This window comes from Corynebacterium sp. ZY180755 (assembly GCF_054331495.1).
The window spans coordinates 1,560,293-1,578,547 of record NZ_CM135811.1 but is presented as its reverse complement, the minus strand read 5'-3'; the positions used below and the strand labels follow the sequence as shown (position 1 = coordinate 1,578,547).

Genomic DNA, 18,255 nt, shown 5'->3' with positions numbered 1-18,255 from the left:
AGTGAGTGAAATGGGGAGTCTCAGAAAAAGGGAACTCCCCGTTTTTCGCATTGTGAAATTTCGTTAGAATTTTCTGCACCGCGATCACAATTAAGGCACAATAAATGACAGCGCATACAAGTCAAGGGGATGACCATGAGCATTATTAACTCGCCAACGTACGGGGAGCATGTGGGCGAAGAACTCATCAAATCCTTCGTTGAAGCGACAGAGTTGCTGGATAATGCCCGTACCGTCAACGTGATTGGCCACATCAACCCAGACGCCGACGCCATTGGCAGCGTGTGTGCAGTTCTCAACGTCCTGAATCAGCTGGGTAAAGTCGGTCACGGTCTCATTGGTCAAGATCACCCCATTGACCAAGGGCTGCGTAGTATTCCAGGTGCAGACGCCATTTCCTTGGCGCATGAGCTACCGGAGGCCGATCTTCACATCGTAGTGGACTGTGGCGCGTCCTCGCGCACGGGTTACCTAGAGGAGGCACTGCTGGCGGATCCGTCGGCGGTGATTGTGGTGGATCACCATGAAACCAACCCCGGTTTTGGTGGCGTGGACATGATTGACCGGAAAGCCGCTGCAACCACGTGCGTGCTGCGCGAGTGGTTTCGGCACTTCGATATCGAACTCACCCAGGATCTGGCGCACGCACTGTATGCGGGGCTAGCCACTGATACCTCCGGCTTCCGCTGGGGCAGGCCCAAGATGCACTCTACAGCCCTGGAGTTGGTAAACACCGGACTTGATATTCCTACAATTTCAGCGCAACTGTTTGATGACGGCAGCGTTTCAGATCTCATTATGATCGGCCGCGTTCTGCGCAAGCTGCGCACCTATAATCTTGGTGGCCTAACCATAGTGGTCGCTATGGCTAAACACCGTCGCATTGAGGGGCACAGGCACGCGGCGGTTGAGCGCATAGCTGGCATGATTCGCGGAGCCGATGACGGTGATATCTACGTGGTATTCAAGGAATACACGCCGGGCGAGTTTACAGTGTCGTTGCGTGCCGATAACTATAACGTGGCTCAAGTGGCCAAGGCGCTAGGTGGAGGCGGGCACCTCTCAGCATCGGGATACACTACATATGGTGACGAAGAATCGGTTACCCGCGAGATTCTGGATACAATTGCGCAATTCTACTGATGTAGTTGCGTGATGTGCCAGCATTTCGGGTGGTTGGCATGCTTTGTTGGATCCGTTCACTAGTTCAACTAACGTCGTGACGGTGACTGAAACAGTATCTGCCCGACGCGTCTTAGCCCTAGCCATCCCTGCCCTCGGTGTTCTGGTAGCCATGCCGCTGTTCCTCCTTATTGACACCGCAGCCGTGGGCAGGCTGGGCGGCATCTCTCTGGCTGCGCTGGGTACGGCTGCCACGATCTTCTCAACCGTTTCTACCCAGTTGACCTTCCTTTCCTACGGAACTACTGCCCGCAGTGCGCGGCTGTTTGGAGCTGGCAAGCGCAAAGAGGCGGTTGCGGAAGGTGTTCAGGCCACGTGGATCGCAATTTTTGTGGGCAGTGCACTAGCACTAATTATTCTGGTGGGTGCGCCGTGGTTTAGCCTGTGGCTGTCCGGGTCTCATGAGGTGGCTGAGCATGCGACCACATGGTTACGCATTGCTGCGTTCGCTATTCCGATGGCGCTCATTGATATGGCCGGTAACGGTTGGTTGCGCGGAATCCAGAACACGCGTCTGCCACTGTACTTCACCTTGGCTGGCGTGATCCCAGGTGCGGCGTTGATTCCCTTTATGGTGTCGCATTTTGGTTTGCAAGGCTCGGCGTGGGCAACGCTGATCTGTATGGCCATCACGTCAACCTTGTTCCTGGTTTGCCTCATTCGCGCGCATGAAGGATCGTGGGCACCCAAGTTTGTCGTGATGAAGAAGCAGCTGGCTATGGGGCGAGACCTCATCCTGCGCTCATTATCTTTCCAAGTCTCCTTCATTTCCGCGGCTGCCGTAGCAGGTCGCTTCGGTGCGGACTCGCTGGCTGCACACCAAGTGATGTTGCAGTTGTGGAACTTCCTAACTCTTGTGCTGGATGCGCTCGCAATTGCAGCACAAACGCTCACTGGTGCAGCGCTGGGAGCTGGCTCCGTGGCCACTGCGCGTAGTGTGGGCGTGAAAACTGTGGCCTACACGTCAGCCATTTCCTTGGGGTTGGCGGCCATCTTCGGAGCTGGTTATCACGTGATCCCGCGGATGTTTACTGATGATGGCAGCGTGCTGGCTACCATAGCCGGGCCGTGGTGGATCCTCGTAGCGCTGATTCTCATCGGTGGTGTGGTCTTTGCCCTTGATGGGGTGCTACTGGGTGCATCGGACGCAGCGTATTTGCGCAATATTTCCTTGGGTGCTGCGCTGGTTGGCTTTTTGCCTGGGGTGTGGTTGGCGCTGGCGCTGGATGCAGGACTGATTGGCGTATGGTGTGGCCTCGGGATGTTCATCGTGTTGCGGCTGGTGGCGGTGCTGTGGCGATTCCAGTCCATGAAGTGGGCACGGGTAGAGTAAGGCACATACAATTATTGTGCTGCAGATATGAAGGAGGATCGCCGTGACCCAAACGCTGTGGGCAGTTGCTGATCTCCACGCTGCCGTTAAGAACAACACCCCCGCATCGACGAGATCCAGCCCAAGGATCCATCGGACTGGTTGATCGTTGCTGGCGATGTCGCAGAACGCACAGAACTGGTGCTAGAGGTCCTCAATAAGCTGAGAAAACGCTTCGCCCGAGTGATCTGGGTGCCAGGTAATCACGAGTTGTTCTCCAAATCCACGGATCGCTGCCGAGGGCGCGAGAAGTACACAGAACTCGTGGAGGGCTGCCGCAAGATTGACGTTCTCACCCCAGAAGATCCGTACCCAGTTTTTGGTGGGGTCACCATCGTTCCGCTGTTTACTTTGTATGACTACTCATTTCGCCACCCTGGCCTCACCGTTGAGCAAGCCGTGCAGGCAGCGCGCGATAAGCAGATCATGCTCACCGACGAGTTCGCTATCGCACCTTTCGTAGATATCCGCGCGTGGTGTTGGGACCGCTTGGCCTACTCCATTAAGCGACTGTCTCGCATTACTGGACCCACAATCTTGATCAATCACTGGCCACTGGTGGTGGAGCCAGTAAATCAGCTGTACTTGAAGGAGATCGGCCTGTGGTGTGGCACCCGCCATACCCGCACGTGGGCGCAGCGCTATGATGCGCAGGCGGTGGTGTACGGCCACCTGCACATGCCAGGTGAAGTAGTAGTAGACGGTGTCAAGCACGTGGAAGTCTCACTGGGTTATCCGCGTGAATGGGAACAACATACTGAAGATCGCCTGTGGCCGTACCCAGTCATGGAGGTGGGCTAGATGGTTCTCGACGCCTCCTTGTTTCCCGCATATTCCCAATTCAGCTTCATAAGAGCGGATCGTCTCCACGATGACCTCGGCCACTTTCAGAACCTCCATCCGCTGGAGCGTGCTTTGGTTGCCCACGCAGTGACCATGCGCAAGGCTGAGTTTGGTGACGCCCGCTGGTGTGCACACGAGGCTCTGAAGAAACTTGGCCGCGACACAGGCGAACCCATCCTTCGTGGCGAGCGTGGAATGCCACTGTGGCCCGCTGCAGTGTCAGGTTCCCTCACCCATACCGAGGGCTTTCGAGCTGCTGTAGTGGCGCCCCGGTTAATTGTGCGGTCTATGGGGTTGGATGCTGAAGTGGCGGAGCCACTACCCGACGGTGTGCTCGCCTCCATTGCCCGGGCGAGCGAGCTACCGCAGATCGAGCGGTTGCGAGCCCGTGGCATCGAGTGCGCCGACCGACTCTTGTTCTGTGCAAAAGAGGCCACCTATAAAGCATGGTTTCCTCTTACACACCGCTGGTTAGGATTCGAGCAGGCTGAGATCGACCTACGTGATGACGGCACGTTCGTCTCCTACCTACTTGTGAGACCAACGCCGGTGCCGTTCATTGAGGGCAAGTGGGCCGTAAACGACGGCTACGTGGTCGCCACCACAGCAGTGACCTAAACATCCAGTCAATTCTCAAACCAGAAACCGAAGAGCCTGTGAAAACAGGCGGGCTTTCTCGTTATGTTCAGGTCAAGCGAGCAAAGCCTCTACAGTGTGGACGGCCTAGCCACGAACACGGTGGACAACCGCTTTCCCTTCTCTTTAACCAATGCAACGGCCTCACCCTGAGGGGAAACGGCAACGTGTACATCCTTTAAGCCACGTGGTTCCAGCCACTTACCCATAGCCAGCGCTTTGGCCTCAGCGTCAGTAACGTTCAAACGAGGGTAGGAGCGAATCAGCGCCTCATCCAAGCTCAAGCTCATCATCGGGTTTTCTGTCAGATCCTCCAGAGTGCGGGCATCCGCCAGCGTGAATGGACCGACCTCTGTGCGGCGCAGCGCGGTGAGATGCCCGCCCACACCCAGAGCCTCGCCTAGATCCCTAGCTAGGGAACGGATGTAGGTGCCGGAAGAACAGGCTACGGATACATCTAGGTCATAGAACTCGAAAGCCTCTCCGGTCTCGGGATCTAGCTCACTCACGCGACGTCGGTCATGCACAACAAAACTCATCACGGTCACCGGGCGCGCCGGGATCTCCACATCCTTACCTTCACGGACGAGTTGGTGGGCGCGCTTGCCGTTAATTTTGATAGCAGAAACCTTGGCGGGTTTCTGCAGGATCTCGCCGGTCAGTGCCGCGATCTCAGCGTCTAGCTCCTCATCGTTTACTTTAGCTGCGGAGGTGCAGGAAATGACCGTGCCCTCTGCATCATCGGTATCCGTGGCTGCGCCTAGGCGAATGGTTGCGTCGTACGCTTTGGTGGAGGCCACCATGTGAGCGAGGAACTTGGTTCCTCGCTCAATTCCCACTACCAACACACCCGTGGCCATGGGGTCTAGGGTGCCTGCGTGGCCCACTTTGCGGGTGCCAAAGATACGTCGCAGTTTGCCCACTACATCGTGGGAGGTCATGCCCTGTGGTTTGTCCACCACAACCAGACCGGAGTTCGCTAAAGGATCGCTCATAACTCAACAGTCTAGGTGTAGATCCCCCGAAGATTCCCAACTGGTCGCTTAAATTGCGTAAATTAGTAAGGCGTGGATATCTGGCAAGGATTTGAAGACGTACCTGAAACGCTCAAAGGCTCGGTTGTAACCATCGGTGTGTTCGATGGCATTCACCGAGGGCACAAGACGCTCATTAACCACGCCGTGACGCGAGCACGCGCACTTGACGTGCCTAGTCTTTTGCTCACTTTTAACCCGCACCCGTTAGCAATTCTGCGACCGGAGATCATGCCACCCATGCTGGGCACAATGCGTGAGCGCGCGGACCTAGCCCGTGGCTTGGGCGTGGATAACATGTTGGCGCTGAACTTTAACGCGTCCATGGCCAGCCTCTCCCCAGAGGAATTTTTCAGCCAGGTGTTGGTGGATACGTTGCACGCCAAGGAAGTAGTGGTGGGTGAAAACTTCACCTTTGGTCATAAGGCGCAGGGAACAACCCAGACTCTGCGAGAGTTGGGGGAGAAGTACGGCGTTGCGGTGACGGTGAAGGAGCTGCTGGCGGAAAACGGTGAGGTCATTTGTTCTACCCTGATCCGCAATAGCTTAAAGGAAAGCAACATTCAGAAAGCTAACTGGGCCTTGGGGCGCAAGCATTCCGTTAAAGGTGAGGTTGTCCGTGGTGCTGGCCGTGGTGGCAGGGAGTTGGGCTTTCCCACTGCCAATTTGTACTTCCCAGACTCGGTAGCCTTGCCCGCCGACGGCGTCTACGCCGGCTGGCTTCGCGTCAAGCGTGTGGGTGCTTCCGCACCCATAGAAGGCAATATGGATTATGACACCCGATACCTAGCTGCGATCTCGGTGGGCCATAACCCTACCTTCGGGGATGAACGCCGTTCCGTTGAGTCCTTCGTATTGGATCACCACGCAGACTTGTATGGTCACACGGTGATCGTGGAGTTCGTTGACTTCGTGCGTGGCATGGAGAAGTTCAATGGTGTGGATGAACTGCTCGAGGCTATGGCGCGCGACGTAGAAAAGACACGCGAAATCCTGGCAAAAGACGCGGAATCATCCGGTATTGAACTTCCATAAACTAGGCTGTTAGCAAAAATAAAACCTGCTTTTAGGAGACCTCGTGACTAAGAAAGTCATCCTTGACCTTGATACCGGCATTGATGATGCCCTCGCGCTCGCATACGCACTTGGCTCCCCAGAGCTTGATGTCATCGGTGTAACCGCAACGTACGGCAACGTGCTGGTGGCGGACGGCGTACGTAATGACTTAGCGCTGTTAGAGCTGTTTGGCCGCGCGGACATCCCAGTGTTTGCTGGCGTGGAGCACGCACGTGCGAAGGAGTCTTTCGAGGTATTGGAGATCTCCGCATTCGTCCATGGAAAGAACGGCATTGGTGAAGCCGAGATCGCGGACGCTGCAGCGTCTGTCCAAGAGCAATCCGCGGTGGACTTCCTTGTGGAATCTGTAAAGAAGTACGGCGATGACCTGATCATTATCCCAACTGGCGCCATGACCAACATCGCCGCTGCGATCGATGCTGACCCAAGTTTCGCCGACAATGCCCACATCGTTTTCATGGGCGGCGCCCTCACCGTTCCTGGCAACGTAGCTCCATGGGCTGAAGCGAATATTAACCAGGATCCAGAGGCTGCGGACATCATGGTGCGCAAGGCCGCGGACATCACCATGATTGGTTTGGACGTTACCCTCCAGACCCTGCTTACCTACGAGGAAACTAAGAAGTGGCGCGAGCTGGGCACCCCGCAGGCGCAGTTCCTCGCGGATGCCACGGATTACTACATCAAGGTGTACGATGCCATCGAGCCACACTTGGGTGGCTGCGGCCTGCATGACCCACTAGCTGTGGGCGTGGCTGTAGATCCAAGCTTGGTCACCACCATTCCGATCAACCTCAAGGTTGATACAGAGGGGGAGACTCGCGGCCGCACCATCGGCGATGAGACTAGGCTTAACGACGCGACCAAGAACGTAAAGGTTGCTGTGGCCGTGGACGTGCAGCGCTTCCTTGGGGAGTTCATGACCCGTATCGGTCGTGTCGCAGCGGGGGAAAACTAACACAAAGCAAGATTTGTGTGTTAAAGTTTCGAAGGTTTCTGTAACTGCGGTCCACAGCAGTTCTTAACTGAATTTGTGCGTAGCATGAATTGCCCGATGTTTAGTGTGGACTGAAATAACATTTAGGAGTACTACTCATGGCTTTGTCCACTGAGCAGAAGAAGTCCATCCTCGCTGAGTACGGTCTGCACGAGACCGACACCGGCTCCCCAGAGGCACAGGTTGCACTGCTGACCTCTCGCATCAACACCCTGACCGAGCACCTGAAGTTCCACAAGCACGATCACCACTCTCGTCGTGGTCTGCTGCTTCTCGTTGGTCGTCGCCGCGGTCTGCTGAAGTACCTGGCTGACAACAACGTTGAGCGTTACCGTGACCTCATCGCTCGCCTGGGTCTGCGTCGATAAGACACAGCTTGAAGCGAACATAACCCGCATCACAGCATTAATTGCTGGTGGTGCGGGTTTTTTCATGTAGGATAGGGGACTGTTGCAAATTCCAGTATGAATTGAACGATTTTAGACGGCACCGATGACCGTCGAAGAGGGCTAACGTCTGAAATAGAGGAGACGTAAATTTGAGCAACGCAAGTAAGTACATCGAGTTTCTTGAAGATCCTGAATTCGGTGTTACCGAAGCCATCGCCACCATCGACAACGGTGATTTTGGCACCCGCACCATTCGCTTTGAAACCGGTCAGCTCGCACGCCAAGCGGACGGATCTGTCACCACCTACCTAGATGATGACACTATGCTGCTAGCCACCACCACGGCTTCCAATCAGCCACGTGAGGGTTTTGACTTCTTCCCACTAACCGTGGATGTTGAAGAGCGTATGTACGCAGCTGGTCGTATTCCGGGCTCATTCTTCCGCCGTGAAGGCCGACCATCCACCGAAGCTATCCTTGCATGCCGTCTCATTGACCGCCCATTGCGTCCTACCTTCGTTAAGGGGCTGCGCAATGAGGTTCAGGTAGTTGTGACTGTTCTGTCCATGAACCCAGAGGATTACTACGACGTCGTAGCTATTAACGGTGCTTCCGCAGCTACTCAGCTGTCCGGCCTGCCAGTCTCTGGTGCTGTTGGTGGCGTACGCATGGCGCTCGTTGCTGATGACAAGCACCCAGAAGGTACGTGGATTGCGTTCCCAACCCATGAGCAGCACGAGAAGGCACTGTTTGAGCTCGTCGTAGCGGGCCGTATCGTAAGCAAGAAAAAAGGCAAGAAGACCGTTGACGATGTCGCAATCATGATGGTTGAGGCGGGCGCCACCGAGGGCGTTGTTGAGAAGGTTAAGTCTGGTCAGCCTGCACCTACCGAGAAGATCGTATCCGAAGGCCTTGAGGCTGCGAAGCCATTCATCGAGGTTTTGTGTCGTGCACAGGCAGGTCTTGCTGAGCGCGCCGCTAAGGAGACCCAGGAATTCCCACTATTCCCTGCATACAGCGAGGTCATCTACGACGCAGTAGAAAAGAAGGCGTCCAAGAAGTTGGCCAAGCTTCTCACCATCAAGGCTAAGCAGGATCGTGACGAAGCCACCAACGAATACATGGATGAGATCGAGGAAGCATTGCTTCCAAGTTTCGAAGGAAACGAGAACGCATCCAAGGAAATTCGTGCAGCATACAACGCTGTAATGAAGAAGATCGTCCGAAACAAGATTCTCACTGAGGAATTCCGCATCGACGGTCGTGGAGTCACCGACATCCGTGACTTGGGTGTAGAGGTTGATCTCATCCCACGTGCACACGGCTCCTCCTTGTTCGAGCGTGGCGAGACCCAGATCATGGGCGTCACCACCTTGGACATGCTCAAGATGGAGCAGCAGATTGACTCCCTGAGCCCAACCACCTCTAAGCGTTACATCCACCACTACAACTTCCCGCCATACTCCACTGGCGAGACCGGTCGCGTTGGATCTCCTAAGCGCCGAGAGATCGGCCACGGTGCGCTTGCAGAGCGTGCCCTGGTTCCAGTTATCCCAACTCGTGAGGATTTCCCTTACGCAATTCGCCAGGTCTCTGAGGCACTGGGCTCCAACGGCTCCACCTCCATGGGCTCTGTCTGTGCATCCACCTTGTCCCTGTACAACGCTGGTGTTCCACTGAAGGCACCTGTTGCTGGTATCGCTATGGGCCTCGTTTCTGACGAGGTTGACGGCGAGACCCGTTACGTTGCACTGACTGACATCCTGGGCGCTGAGGATGCGTTCGGCGATATGGACTTCAAGGTCGCAGGTACCTCTGAATTCATCACCGCACTGCAGCTGGACACCAAGCTGGACGGCATTCCTTCCGAGGTCCTGTCCGCAGCCCTGTCCCAGGCTCGCGATGCACGCCTGACCATTCTGGACACCATGGCTGAGGTTATCGACGGCCCAGATGAGATGAGCCCACTTGCTCCTCGCATCACCGCGATCACCATCCCAGTCAACAAGATCGGTGAGGTTATTGGCCCTAAGGGCAAGAACATCAACCAGCTGGTAGAAGAGACCGGCGCTGATATCTCCATTGAGGAAGACGGCACCGTCTACGTTTCCGCTACCACCGGTGAGGCTGCTGAAGCTGCGATTGAGAAGATCAACGCGATTGCTAACCCACAGCTGCCAAAGGTTGGCGAGCGCTTCCTGGGCACCGTTGTGAAGACCACCGCCTTCGGCGCGTTCGTCTCTCTGGTACCTGGACGCGACGGCCTGGTTCACATCTCCAAGCTCGGTGGCGGCAAGCGCATCGACAAAGTTGAGGATGTAGTCAAGGTTGGTGACAAGATCGAGGTTGAGATTCTCGATATCGACAACCGCGGAAAGATTTCCCTTGGTCTAGTAAAGGACGAAGAGAACTAAACTTCCCAGTTGACTTAAGCTGCTAGGTCTTTAAAGGCCTAGCAGCTTTTTGCGTGTGAACAACTTTTATGGCTAGCTCACCGCCATGAGCAGCGGTGCCATGTTGCTGCGCCTATCCCACAGCCGCAAGTACTGGGACTTTGACACCATCTCCCCACACGTCGCGAAAGAACTCACCGCCACATGGCTCTATGGCATGACTCGGTACACCAGTCACCAACGCAAATCACGCAACGCAGCCATGGAACATGGGTTCTGCCTGTCCGTGCTCACCACGGTCCACGGGCGCGTAGAAAACGCGGACCGTTTGCGTACTGGGTGTCTGTTTATGGGCTACCTGCTAGAAGAAATCAGCACCCGCTCGCCATGCTCGGTGCCAGCAGAAAACCTTCGGATAAACCCCACAACAAACAACAGCCACACAACCTTGCACGTTATGCGGCTATAGGTACGGGCCGAGTGACCAACTAGACACTGTATGTGTCATGGTTTCCGTTTACACGCGTGATGTATCAATTAGAGTTGATAGGAAATCCAATATCCCTACCTAAAAGGTGCCCTCATGAAGAAGTTCATCGTTCCGGCGGCCGTAATTGCACTGGCCCTTGCCGGATGTAGCGATTCCTCCAGCTCTGAGCCAGTGACGGAAACCGCCACTGAGTCCGTGATGGTCACGGCAACTGAAACTGAGACGGAAACTGTTTCAGCAGCGCCAGAATCTTCCTCCAGGGAAGCTTCAAAATCTTCGGAACCCGCTGCAGAGGATGCCCTCGCTGACGTACCGGTCACGGTGACGGAGACGGGTTTCGTTCTTGGTGACGAAGCCGCTAAAAACAACGTAACTATTTACCAAGACTTCAACTGCCCACACTGCGTGAATCTGCATGCGGCGATGGATGAGGAAGGATCCGTTGCCGAGTGGCTAGAGGATGGGGCCTCCGTCACCGTGGTTCCCGTCAACTACCTAGGCCCTCGTACTACCCACAATTTCTCCGGTAGGGCAGCGAACGCCCTTGCCATGGTGGCTAACAACTACCCAGAGCGTTTCCTTGCAGCGCAGGCGGAGCTTTACAAGATCCGTCCGGAGAAGACCACCTCTGAGCTTGACGATGCCGCGCTCGAAGAGGCTCTCCTCGCCGCTGGTATTGAGTTGACTGACGCCGATAAGACGGCGATTGAAAAGCTTGAGTACAAGGATTGGGTAGATGCAGCCACTGCCGCAGCAGCGGAGAAGGGCGTCAACTACATCCCACAGGTCTGGGTCAACGACGAGTTGAAGGAAACCCCTGAGGATGCCGAAGACGGCGATGTCCTAGATATGGTGAAGTTCTAACCAACGTCCCCCTTCAAGCCCCTAAGGAAAAACGCAGGGCGATCGCTGTGCCTTGGGGGCTTTGATGCTGCCTTTGGTGAAGTCGATTTTCTAATAAACTGGGTGACATGTTTGTGGCGCACTGTGAGTACGGTTATCCCAGCGGCAGCGGTGACGTGGTCCTAGGATCCATCGACCGAGAGTTCGAGGCACCTTCGTTTGTTAGCTTGAAAGGCGTCAACGGCTCCGGTAAGTCCACGCTGCTTGAGACTATGGGTGGCCGGCTCGCACCGCTGAGTGGGCAAGTGACTATCGACGGAGCTGACGTCGCGTCCAAGGCTGCCGCCGGGCGCGTCCACAGCGTGAGCGCACCTGTGTTCATCCCAGATCTCACCGTCGGCGAGCACATCGACTTGGTCATGAAAAACGCAGAAGCCCACGCCGCAGAAACGTTAGAGGTGTGGCGCGTGAATGAGCTAAGAAAATTCGCCCCGCGAATGTTGTCCTCGGGGCAGCTTCAACGCCTGTTTCTCGCGCTGAGCTTTATCAATCCCAGCGAGGTTATGCTCTTGGACGAGCCAGAACGCCACCTGGATCAAGAGTGGACTGGCTTCCTCGCGGATGAATTGTCGTTGCTAGCTCACTCAGGTCGCGTGGTAATCGTCGCTAGTCATGATGACGTGATTCACTCCCGCGCTGATGAGGTGTTGGGTATTGGTTAAAGCACTTTCCCGTCTAGGCGATCTCATCTATGGCCTGATCATCATCGGACTCATTGCGGGCTTCGGGTGGGCTGCGCTGCAAGCGCTTGGCCTTGTTGCTGAAGACCTTTCGCTTGCACGTGAGATGCCTTTAATGGTGGCGGCAGTTGCGCTGGTGGTGCTTCTGGTGTGTGTAGTCGTGCTCCTGGAAAAGGCTTTTCCATTCGTGGGCTTTAGTGAGCGGGCCTGGCTGTATAAGTACCAACCGGCGGGGAAGTGGCCTGCATTCACGGGGTCCATGGTAGGGCAGATCATGGGTGTATTCCCTATAGCGGGCGCACTGACCTTCCTTGTTTTCCCTCAGCCAGTAGCCGTGTTCGTAGGTGCGCTCATCGCTGCCGGAGCTCGCATTGCTGTAGGTCTTTCGCGCGAGCAACAGCTTTACTCGCAGCTGTCTAACGGCAGGCGTCGTGACGCCACCCTAGCCCTCATCTACGTTGATGACGCCGATACCTCCAGTAATGCCCTCGCTGCTCTGTGGGGTATGGAACCAACTGCCAAGCCCGCTACTGCAAGCCAGGCTGTCATAGGTCTGCGCAGACTAGTACGCAGAAGCTATTTGCTGCTCATCGCCCTAGCTGTCGTTGCTGCCACCGTGATTGCAGCAGTACACCTCGGTGGGCTGGCGCTGGTGCCGTTCGCGGTGTCGTGGTCACTGCTCGCGGCGGGGGTCTACCGCGCAGTGAGCTTGAATAGCCTTGCGTCGATGGTGGAGAGCTCCCACCTAGTGGAGTTAGGTTTCCTCACAGCTTGGGCTGCACTGGGAGGTGTTATCGCAACCTTGGTCTTCGGTGGGGCGTTGTCACTGCCTTTCCTCGCACTGTTTGTAGTCATGGTGGTGGTGACCGGCTGGTGGCGCGGGCAACCTCGCACGGCGCAACATTCGGTAGTGTATGACCCAAATACTGGTGCGATCGTGCCGGTGGGATTGCTGCGCTACTACTCGTGTGCTTGGCCAGCGTTAGTTACAGGCGCGGTTGCGCTTGCCTACGTCTTGTAAAGGCTGTCTCCCTAAAGCCTGCTGTGTAGTCGCGTTTTGTTTAAAACCACGCGGCGAAAAGGGCTCCAAAGGGCCTCGAATTCGAAAAGTTGCTAGGTTGCGCCCTCATTTATTTGCGGAGCAAAAATATCTCTTAACGGGTAATTTCGTGCTGGTAGGCGGGTGTGGCTTGGGTAAATTGTAAAAATAGTTGTGACGCAAGTCTCATTTGCAATGTTTTTCGTCTACGATAGTGCGCATGTTGCAAGCAAAGTGTGAATTCGGATACCCAGAGCACAAGCTGGGTGAAATTGATTACGTGTTTGTCCCTGGTGTTATTACGTGCATCACGGGATTGCAGGGCTCGGGTAAGACCTCCCTGCTCAAGACCTTGGCGGGTGTTATCGCGCCGCTGAGTGGTGAGATTACTTTTCAAGGCAAGACGCTGGACGCAGTGCGAGATCAGATCCAGCTGATCGGTACGCCGGTATTAGATAACAAGCTAACGGTAGAAGATCACTTTAATCGCCTGGTTGAGTCCGGTGATGTGAGCCGTGAGAGCGCAGACAAGGCGATTGACACTTGGCTGCTGGAGGGATTCCTTGACACGAAGCCAGACGATCTCACTATCGAGCGGACCCAACGAGTCCATCTGGCGCTGAGCCTGCTTACCCCAGGCAAGGTCGTGCTGTTAGATCAGCCAGCGCGGGATTTGGAAGAGGAGTGGAACGAGATCGTCGTAAAGGAGCTGCGTAGCTTTGCTGCAGAAGGTATAACCGTGATTGTCGCAAGTGAGGATGATGTGGTGATGGCTTCAGCCGAACGCACGCTGGATCTTGGTTCGCCAGATACCCCAACTGTGGTTGGAATTTAGGCCGTTTCTTGAGTGTTAATTGCCCGCTGCCATTAGTAGAATGGTGGGCGCTTTGAAGCGCACATGCTTTTTCCAAGGCATGTGCCTTTTGCTTTGTAACCAATTAACCGTGTCAATGCTGGGGGCTGAATTTTAGGCAGATGGCTCAAGATAGAAACTTTCAAGTTGATTTGGCGGGCATGGTTGAGCTGTTGTCCCGCAATCTGTATTCAGGCCCGCGTATTTTCGTCCGTGAGCTCCTGCAGAACGCTGTGGACGCCATCACCGCGCGCCGCGAGGACGATCCATCAGCGCCCGGCCGCGTGGACATCACGATCGACGGCGCGAACCTGAAGTTTAAAGACACCGGCCGTGGCCTGACCTTGGCGCAGACCAGCGAGCTGCTGGCCACAATCGGCGCGTCCAGCAAGCGCGATGAGTTCGGCTTCCACCGCGAGGATTACCTGGGCCAGTTTGGTATTGGCCTGCTCAGCGCGTTCATGGTGTCAGACACCATCACCGTCTACTCCCGCAGCGTGGATGCCCTTGATCAACCTGTGCGGTGGATTGGTCACAGCAACGGCACGTGGAGTACTGAGGCGATTTCAGAAGAAGAGGTGCCTGCGGAGCTTTCTGGCCCTGGCTCGCTGGTGGAGCTACATGCCCAGGACTTTGACTTTGCCCGCGTGCCTGAGCTTGTTCATTATTTCGGCCGATTCCTCGATGTGGACATCACCATCAACGGTCAGCCGCAGAACTATGGTGCGGCTCCGTGGGAGATGACGGATGAAGGCCAGCGCGAGTGGTGCAAAGTAAACTTCGGTTTCGAACCGTTTGACGTCGTTGAGCTGCATGACCTGATCGGTGGGGTGCGTGGCGTGGCCTTTATCCAGCCGCGTGGCGCGCACCCAGGCCAGTCGGTTAGGCACATGGTGTTCCTGCGCCGCATGTTGTTGGGTGATCGCATCACCGAGATCCTGCCGGAGTGGGCGTATTTCGCCCGCGTGGTCATTGACGTGGAGAATCTTAAACCCACGGCCTCACGTGAGCAGCTCGCGGATGATGAGCTGCTCGCGGAGGTCCGCGAGCGCTTGGGGGAGCAGCTGCGCGATTGGTTGGTGCGGCTTAGTGAACTCTCGCCGCATGAGTTCGCCCAGTTTGTAGATCTGCACCGGGTGGGCCTGAAGTCTCTTGCGCTTATCGACGAGCCCACTCGCCGGCTCGTGGCACGCACCGTGCCCGTGCCCACCACGGTGGGCGAGAAGACCTTCGACGAGGTCCTCGCCGAATACGGCAGCATTCGTTTCGCCCGCACCGTCACGGCGTACGAGTCCATCGCGGCCGTGGCCGCGGCGCGCAACCTGTGCGTGGTCAACGCCGGCTATGCCTTCGACGCGGAGCTCATTGAACTGCTGAAACTGGATTACCCGGACGCCATCATCGCAGAGATGGACGCCGGCACCCTCCTCGATAGCCTAGAAGAACCCACCGCCACCCAGCGCATGCAGTTGATGGATGCGGTCTCCGCCTGCGAGGAGGCAATCCGGGGACAGATGGTACAAGTAACGTTGCGTTCCTTTAAGCCATCCGACATGCCGAGTTTGTTCCTTCATGAATCCGCTGCCGCCGCCCAGCGTATCAGCGAGGAAGCCGCTGGTATTGATGATCCGTTGGCGAGCCTTGTGGGGATGGTGAACGCCAGCGCCCAGCGCAAGCCTATCCGCCACCAGTTGATTCTCAACGCGGATTCGCCCATGATCCATCAGCTGGCCGCGGCGGAGCCTTCGCCTGTGCTTACTGCTGCTTTCCGTGGCTTGTATGTCCAGGCGCTGTTGGCGGCGCGTCACGATTTGGACCAACAGGCTCGCGGCTGGTCCACGTCTTTGTTTAGTACCCTGATCAACAATTCTCTGTAGGAGCCTTTGTCGTGAATGATGACAAGCTGGAAGAACTCATGGGCCGCGCCCACGCGATGGGGTATAACGGGTCCGCTGCTGGGTTGTGGGCTGAGGCGGCGCAGTTGGCGCGTGAGCTAGGCAAGCTGGAGGAGGAGGTATTTTGCCTTCTAAATTTGGTTACCAGTTATCACTCCCAGAATAAGCTGCCTCAGGTGTTGGCGCCGTTTGTGCAGGTGCGCAAGATTTATCGGGAGCATCCAGAGGTGTTCACCGAGGACCTGCTGTACGGTTTTGCTTGGGCGTACCGGCACACTTACGGCGCGATGAGTAACATTCCGGAGGTGCCGGTGGCGCAGTTGGCGGAGATGCTCGAGGCGTCGCACGAGTTCTACAAGACCATTGGTGATTCCCGTCGCGCGTTGTTCCAGCGAGACTATGACTTCGCTCGCATGGTTGGTGACACGGACATGGCGGAGCAGGCGCACAATAACTGGCAGAACGCGGAGCTTACCCACCTGTCTAACTGCCCAGCGTGTGACCCGGAAGTAGAGGTGGCTTATCTCATTGATAAGGAGGAGTATGAGAAAGCCATTGAGCTTGGGGAGAGATCCATTGAGTCGGGCGAAATGACGTGTGCGTCGCAGCCGTACTCCATGCAGGCGCTGCTCATGGGTGCGTACCTGAAGGTTGGTAACCCCGACAAGGCGTGGGACACTCATGTGCGTACCTATCGCTACATTCAGACCTCCCCGGCGCGTTCGTGGCTGCTGCCGGCTCATATGCGTTTGATGGCTAAGCTAGCCGCGGGTGGGCGCGCCGGTTGCGCCAAGCGTGGGCTAGACATGTTCATCCGCCACCTGCCGTGGTGGATGGAGTCGGAGGATCCGGTGTTCTTGTTGGAGATCGCTAAAGCCAGCGCCATGGTCTGTGCGGTTAATGACCCAGATCAGGTGCTGCCCATCACGCTTCCTGGTTCCCAGCTGCCGTGGCAGCCCGAGCAAACTATTGAGAATCCAACGGTCAAGGCAGCTTTTGATTGGTGCATGTTCGTAGCCCGCGGCATTGCCAAGCGTTTCGACGCCCGCCCAGGCCTTGACGGCGGCACCGCCGCCCGGGACCTAGAGCAGGCCATCGCTGATGTGAACGCCGTGGCACCGGATGCCTATGTGACGTCGGCAAGCGTGGACGATGACATGGTCATTGACGTCTCCGGCTTGATGACGGAGATCGAGGACACCCTCAAACAGGCGGCCGAACCGGCCCGCGCGGAGCCCGCGCGAGAGTCGGTGGCCTTTGCGTTTGGTCGTTACAGCGCGGCCTTGAGCGTGGACGAGCTCATTGAACTCCACCGGCAGACCGGTCATAACGAGAGTGGATACCTTGAGCTCGCCGCGGAAAAGGGGCTGTCCGCTGACCGTTACTACACGTTGGTGGCCGGTGACAGTGCTACTGAGCTGGCGCGTGCAGACGCCGCTCTCCACAACGATGATGCCACTTTAGCGGTGCAACTGTATCGCGACCTCCTTGCCCAAGATCCTCATTCCCACTCGGATCCGGTATTCACCCGCATTGCTGCGTTGGTAGGGGTGGCTCGCTGCGGTCAGGACAATGCCATCACATACCTGCGTGAGGCCATCAACACCGCAGCCGCTGCAGGACTTCGCGGAAAGCATGTGACGGTAGCACTGGAGCTCATTGATGTTCTCAAGCGGGCTGGCCGGACCTCAGAAATTGCCGCCGTGGCAGAGAACGCATTGATGAATGTGGACCAGATCAAGACCACGCCGGTGTACTCGGATGCGATTGTGCGTCTAAGGCAGGAGTACCTTGAGGTGCTCACCGGTGAAGATGACCTCTATACCGCCGCCCAGCAAGCGGTGGAGATCTCTGAACGGCAGGGAGATCCGGAGCAGCAGGCGAATTGGCTCAGCGAGGCCGCGATACGTTACTTCGCCGCGCGCGAATTTGATGAGTTCCACTGGCTTTTAACACAAGCCTTGCGGATGCTGAAGGATGTGCCGTTGGGCATTACGGAAGCTCAGATCCGCACGTGGTACGGCGTGTGTATTGCTCGTCAACCGTGGCAGCTGTCCGCAGGTGACATCGAGCAGATCCGCACTATTTTTGCTGACGGACGTCACCGAGCGAAGACCTACTGCCAATCGCAGGAGTTCGCACGCTTCATTGTGGCGGATTTGCTGGTCAATGAAGCGAGTGCCCTAGCTTTAGCAGAGCGCCCTGATCTTGCGGACGAGGCGGCTGCGGAGGCTATCAACGAGAAGCTTGAGCTTGGGTTACACGAAGAGGTTGCGATGATTTACGTTCAGCAGGCGGGCTGGAACGCTTTTGACCCCGAGCGAGCCAGAGAGTTCTTGGCTAAGGGTGAGTCCCATGCCGTCTTTAACCAATCGATGACTCCGGAGCTTGCTCAGTTGATCGCCGAGGTTCGTCACCAACTCGGCTGAGCGGAAATAACGGCGCTTCGCTGCCCACGGTTGCAGCGAAACG

At 56.5% G+C, this 18,255-nt stretch carries 15 protein-coding genes and 1 pseudogene; 15 read left to right on the top strand and 1 reads right to left on the bottom strand.

What is annotated here, in order from left to right; translation table 11 throughout:
* Nucleotides 1-135: 135 nt before the first annotated feature.
* From ACXM2N_RS07280 to ACXM2N_RS07265, 4 genes and pseudogenes are all read left to right on the top strand, one after another.
* The gene (locus tag ACXM2N_RS07280; protein ID WP_458487334.1) at nt 136-1,143 is read left to right on the top strand and encodes a DHH family phosphoesterase; all 1,008 of its coding nucleotides are present in this window, start codon (nt 136-138) and stop codon (nt 1,141-1,143) included.
* Nucleotides 1,144-1,219: 76 nt separating this feature from the next.
* On the top strand, nt 1,220-2,515 hold the full coding sequence (locus ACXM2N_RS07275; RefSeq protein ID WP_458487332.1) for an MATE family efflux transporter: 1,296 nt from the start codon (nt 1,220-1,222) through the stop codon (nt 2,513-2,515).
* Between the two features lie 43 nt (nt 2,516-2,558).
* Nucleotides 2,559-3,355, top strand: a pseudogene (locus ACXM2N_RS07270) (metallophosphoesterase family protein).
* Nucleotides 3,356-4,015, top strand: a complete 660-nt coding sequence (locus ACXM2N_RS07265; protein ID WP_458487330.1) for a 4'-phosphopantetheinyl transferase family protein — start codon at nt 3,356-3,358, stop codon at nt 4,013-4,015.
* A gap of 89 nt (nt 4,016-4,104) precedes the next feature.
* Here the strand turns inward: ACXM2N_RS07265 and truB are convergent, their stop codons facing one another.
* Nucleotides 4,105-5,028, bottom strand: coding sequence for a tRNA pseudouridine(55) synthase TruB (gene truB / locus ACXM2N_RS07260; protein WP_458487328.1), 924 nt, complete (start codon nt 5,026-5,028; stop codon nt 4,105-4,107).
* A 72-nt stretch (nt 5,029-5,100) separates the two neighbouring features.
* Here truB and ACXM2N_RS07255 point away from each other — a divergent pair, with 72 nt between their 5' ends.
* From ACXM2N_RS07255 to ACXM2N_RS07205, 11 genes are all read left to right on the top strand, one after another.
* A complete protein-coding gene (locus ACXM2N_RS07255; protein WP_458487326.1) occupies nt 5,101-6,102 on the top strand; it encodes a bifunctional riboflavin kinase/FAD synthetase in 1,002 nt (333 codons plus the stop codon).
* A 43-nt stretch (nt 6,103-6,145) separates the two neighbouring features.
* Entirely contained in the window at nt 6,146-7,102 is a 957-nt protein-coding gene (locus ACXM2N_RS07250) for a nucleoside hydrolase (RefSeq protein ID WP_458487324.1), read from the top strand.
* Nucleotides 7,103-7,239: 137 nt separating this feature from the next.
* A complete protein-coding gene (gene rpsO / locus ACXM2N_RS07245; RefSeq protein WP_458487322.1) occupies nt 7,240-7,509 on the top strand; it encodes a 30S ribosomal protein S15 in 270 nt (89 codons plus the stop codon).
* A 170-nt stretch (nt 7,510-7,679) separates the two neighbouring features.
* Nucleotides 7,680-9,944: a polyribonucleotide nucleotidyltransferase gene (locus tag ACXM2N_RS07240; RefSeq protein ID WP_458487320.1), complete on the top strand. Its 2,265-nt coding sequence runs from the start codon at nt 7,680-7,682 to the stop codon at nt 9,942-9,944.
* 85 nt (nt 9,945-10,029) lie between these two features.
* On the top strand, nt 10,030-10,392 hold the full coding sequence (locus ACXM2N_RS07235; RefSeq protein ID WP_458487318.1) for a hypothetical protein: 363 nt from the start codon (nt 10,030-10,032) through the stop codon (nt 10,390-10,392).
* 114 nt (nt 10,393-10,506) lie between these two features.
* Nucleotides 10,507-11,277, top strand: coding sequence for a thioredoxin domain-containing protein (locus tag ACXM2N_RS07230; RefSeq protein ID WP_458487316.1), 771 nt, complete (start codon nt 10,507-10,509; stop codon nt 11,275-11,277).
* A 107-nt stretch (nt 11,278-11,384) separates the two neighbouring features.
* Entirely contained in the window at nt 11,385-11,978 is a 594-nt protein-coding gene (locus ACXM2N_RS07225; protein ID WP_458487314.1) for an ABC transporter ATP-binding protein, read from the top strand.
* Nucleotides 11,971-13,017 carry a hypothetical protein gene (locus ACXM2N_RS07220; RefSeq protein WP_458487312.1) on the top strand — a complete coding sequence of 349 codons (1,047 nt, stop codon included), beginning with the start codon at nt 11,971-11,973 and terminating at the stop codon, nt 13,015-13,017. Before ACXM2N_RS07225 ends, ACXM2N_RS07220 begins: the two co-directional genes overlap by 8 nt.
* A 238-nt stretch (nt 13,018-13,255) precedes the next feature.
* Nucleotides 13,256-13,870, top strand: a complete 615-nt coding sequence (locus tag ACXM2N_RS07215) for an ABC transporter ATP-binding protein (protein ID WP_458487310.1) — start codon at nt 13,256-13,258, stop codon at nt 13,868-13,870.
* A gap of 140 nt (nt 13,871-14,010) precedes the next feature.
* Entirely contained in the window at nt 14,011-15,765 is a 1,755-nt protein-coding gene (locus ACXM2N_RS07210) for an HSP90 family protein (RefSeq protein ID WP_458487308.1), read from the top strand.
* Nucleotides 15,766-15,776: 11 nt separating this feature from the next.
* Entirely contained in the window at nt 15,777-18,212 is a 2,436-nt protein-coding gene (locus ACXM2N_RS07205) for a tetratricopeptide repeat protein (protein WP_458487306.1), read from the top strand.
* Nucleotides 18,213-18,255 lie beyond the last annotated feature (43 nt).